General features: G+C 67.1%; 3 protein-coding genes. All 3 read right to left on the bottom strand.

Annotated features, from left to right (window positions below; genetic code table 11):
- Positions 1 to 454: SWIM zinc finger family protein (locus AC2VON_RS09775; protein ID WP_486952774.1), on the bottom strand; the 454-nt coding region annotated here is incomplete at its 3' end.
- On the bottom strand, positions 447 to 3,488 hold the full coding sequence (locus AC2VON_RS09770) for a DEAD/DEAH box helicase (protein ID WP_486952773.1): 3,042 nt from the start codon (positions 3,486 to 3,488) through the stop codon (positions 447 to 449). The genes AC2VON_RS09770 and AC2VON_RS09775, both read right to left, overlap by 8 nt.
- A gap of 197 nt (positions 3,489 to 3,685) precedes the next feature.
- The coding region (locus tag AC2VON_RS09765; protein ID WP_486952772.1) for an FAD-dependent oxidoreductase at positions 3,686 to 3,868 on the bottom strand (183 nt) is incomplete at its 5' end.

The raw sequence follows: 3,868 nt of genomic DNA, 5'->3' as shown, positions 1-3,868 counted from the left end.
GATCGGGACACGTGCAGTCCAGCGAGAGCTCCCGGGCGTTGGCGGGGAACAGCGACAGGCCCAGCCCAGCGAAGACGTCCTCGATGTCGTCGGGCATCTCGCTAGACAGCAGTTTGGCAGTATACCAAGCACTTTCGGTCAGAGTGTGTTCGATTTGGACCCATTCCGATTTGCCGAATGCGGCAATCCCGATCCGGACCCGATACGGCCGGGCCCTGCTGCCCTGTACGTGCGCGGTGACCGAGCCTGCATCCACGTCGAGCGAGATTACCTGTCCCTTGCGCGCGTAGTTGCGCCCGCGCTGCAGCCGATTTCCCAGGCCGATGTCCTCCAGTACCGCGATGAACCGCTCCGACCACCAGGTCTGCGCGATCGCGCCGCGGGTGCTGCGCGCCTTGAGCCCATCCTCGACTGGACGCGGTCGCGACGGCGGCGGATACCAGCCCCTACTCACCGACGGCCCCCTCGGACAGCGCGAACATCTTGCGGAGGTCGCGGGTGGAAAGTTCGGTCAGCCAACCTTCGCCGTCGGTGACGACCAGGTCGGCTAGAGCCTTTTTTTCCTCGATCATTTCGTCGATCTTCTCCTCGAGCGTGCCCGTGCAGATGAACTTGCGCACCTGCACCGTGCGCCGCTGCCCGATCCGGAATGCCCGGTCGGTCGCCTGGTTCTCCACCGCTGGATTCCACCACCGGTCCAGGTGGACAACATGGTTCGCGGCGGTAAGGTTCAGCCCGGTGCCGCCCGCCTTCAGCGACAGCAGGAAGACCGGCGGCCCGTCGCCGGACTGGAACCGGGCCACCATCTCATCGCGCCGCTTCTTCGGGGTGCCGCCGTGCAGATAGGCCACGTCGCGGCCGAAGCGCGCCGCCAGGTGTGGCACCAGCAGCTCGGCGAACTCGGTGAACTGAGTGAAGCACAGCACTCGATCGCCCTCGGCCAGGATCTCTTCGAGGATCTCCTCGAGCCGGATCACCTTCCCCGATCTGCGGCCGACGGGCGAGCGATCGTGGAGCAGCTGCGCGGGGTGGTTGCACACCTGTTTGAGCTTGGCCATCGCGGCCAAGACGTTGCCGCGCCGCTCAATGCCCTCGGTGTTTTCGATCTTGTCGATCATCTCTGCGACGACCGCCTGATACAGCGAGGCCTGCTCCGCGGTGAGCTGACAGTACTGCTTGATCTCGATCTTCTCCGGCAGGTCGTCGATGATCGCGGGGTCGGTCTTGAGACGGCGCAGAATATAGGGCCGGGTGACTGCCCGCAGCCGCTCGGCCGGCTCGGTTTGCCCGTGCCGTTCGATCGGGATGGCGTAGCGAGTGCGGAACCGTTCGGAGGATCCGAGCAGGCCGGGATTGAGGAAGTCCATGATCGACCACAGCTCGGCGAGCCGGTTTTCCATCGGCGTCCCGGTCAGCGCAACCCGGTGCCCCGCTTCCAACTGGCGCACCGCCTTGGCCGCCCGTGACAGGCTGTTCTTCACCGCCTGCGCCTCGTCGAGCACCACCCGATGCCAACGGTAGCCGGCCAGCTCGTCAATGTCGCGGGTGGCTGTCGTGTAGGTGGTGACGGACAGGTCGGTTTGTTGCAGGAGTTCACCCAGCTGCTCGCCGTGCAGCCGCGCACCACCGTGATGCGCATACACCCGCAGGCCGGGCGCGAACTTCGCCGTCTCCCGCTGCCAGTTGCCGACCAACGACATTGGGCACAGCAACAACGTAGGGCCGATGGCTGGATTCTGTTGTCGTTGAAGGGTTTCCATGGCTAGAAGTTGAACGGTTTTACCCAGGCCCATGTCGTCGCCCAGGCAGCTGCCCAAGCCGAGGGAGGAGAGGAACGCCAGCCACGACAGGCCGCGCTTCTGGTAGGGACGCAGCGTCGCGGTGAATCCGTCGGGCGGTTCCAGCGGCTGCAGCGATTGCGCGGCGGCGCCGTTGAGCAGGTCGCCGAGCCACCCGTCGGCGCGCACCGCAGTGACGTCGAGGGGGGTGTCGATGTCGTCGGGGTGGCTGGCGGCCAGCGCGAGGATCTCGGCCGCAGTCTTGCGACCGGTTGGCTTGCGTGCCAAAAATTCCAGCCCACGGCGCAGCTGCTCGGGATTCAGCGCCACCCACTGGCCGCGCAGCCGGATCAACGGAGCCTTGGTCTCGGCCAGCGCCGCGATCTCATCCGCGGTGAGCGCGTCGTCGCCGATAGCCAGCTCCCAGCGGAACTGGACGAGCTGGTCGCGACCGAACTTGCTTGTCTTGCCCACCACCCCGTCGACCGGGGTGTGCGCGGATAGCACCAACCCCAGCTTGCGCCGCCGGTCCCACCACGACGGCAGCAGCACGCCGAACCCGGCCTCGTCGAGCACCGCGGCCGTGACCGACAGGAACCGGTAGGCGTCGTCGGCGTCGAGCATCAGCTCAGATGGTCGCGCGGTGCGCAGCGCCGGGGTGAGTTCCGGGAAAATCCGACTTGCCCGGCCCAGCTCACTCAGCAGCAGCTCTTGCGGCCGATCCAGCCACCGACGCAAGCTGCCGTCGTCGTTCCAGGCCTGCTCGGCACCGACCAACAGGCTGGGGTCCTCCGTCGACTGCAACAAGAACTCCAGCCGCCACGACGAGACCGCCTCCACACCGGTCTCGGCTTCACGGTCGTCGGACTCAGCCTCGACTTCGCTTAACCGGAATGTCGCTCTGGCCGGGCCGACCATGCCGACGCCGACGTCGTCCCACGGTCGCAACGCCTCGGCCAGCGCATCGAGTCCATCAGGCTCCGCGTCGAATCGGCCGTCCAGACCGGTCAGCGCTGTCAACCAATCCTCCGCGACGGGCCGACGCTTCGGGCGCCCCCGGCGCGGGGGTACAAGGTCGATCGGCGGCAACTCCGCTCGGACGGCGGCATCGACCATCGCATCCAACGCGGAGACCACCAGCTCGTGCGGGCCGTGCCCGCCAGGTTCGGCCCGGCACACCGGTGGCATCGTCGAGGTGAGGACGGTCATCGCGACCACGTCACGGCCCTGCAACACCGGACGCCAGCACGCGATCGCGCCGTGCGAGTCGCTGCGCAACTGCGGCAGCACCCTGCCCCGCTCGACCAACTCACGTGCGAACGCCGCCAGTTCGGCGAGGTAGCCGACAGATGCACCGTAGCGGATGTCGGCTACGGGCTCCTCGATCGCGGCCAACGCGGCGCCGGCATCCAGTTGCACGACCGGAACCGACCACGCCAACAGCGTGGGGTCGGTTCGCGCGGCGGGACGCGGGATGACCCGGATGACCTCTGGGGAGTCCAGCGGCGCCGACCGCAACGACGGCAACAACAGTACGGAGACATCTGGCTTGCCCGGATGTATGCCCGAGATCACGTCGGCCGTCGCCGCGAACGGGTGCGGCCGCGCCGAACGGATCGCCTGGCTCGGGCTCTTGACCAGCAGGTCGGAGTCCTCGGCCCACAGTCGCAAACCGCCTGACATCGACCAAAAACCATGCATAACCAGCATTGGAGTTCCCTTATTTACGTGCTCTGCGATGCCAGGCTAAATGGAGGGCAGTGCCCCCGCGACTGCGCCGCGCCGTCAAGTTACCCGAGACCATCGAATGCGAAGCATCTGAGCCGCCACGGCATGGATCGATGGTACCGAGCGAGCACGTCTTCCGGCGTGGTGACATACCGGGCAGCGAGTTGCCGGCCGACATCTCAGCCCATAGCGAGAGCCTGCAGCGCATCGCTTGCCGCGTCCTCACCGGAGCGGATAGCGCCGTCGATGTAGCCGTTCCAGGTTCTTGCGGTCTCGGTGCCCGCCCAGTGGATGCGCCCGACCGGGGCTCGCAGCGCCGCGCCGAACGCCGTCCAGGTGCCGGGCGGCATCAAGGCTGTGTA

The sequence above is a fragment of the Mycobacterium sp. TH-M82 genome, from assembly GCF_057473605.1.
This window is presented reverse-complemented; position numbering and strand designations above follow the sequence as displayed.

Excerpts from the sequence above, each read along its gene's own strand:
- AC2VON_RS09770 (WP_486952773.1), bottom strand. The coding sequence starts at position 3,488 with ATGCTGGTTATGCATGGTTTTTGGTCGATGTCAGGCGGTTTGCGACTG.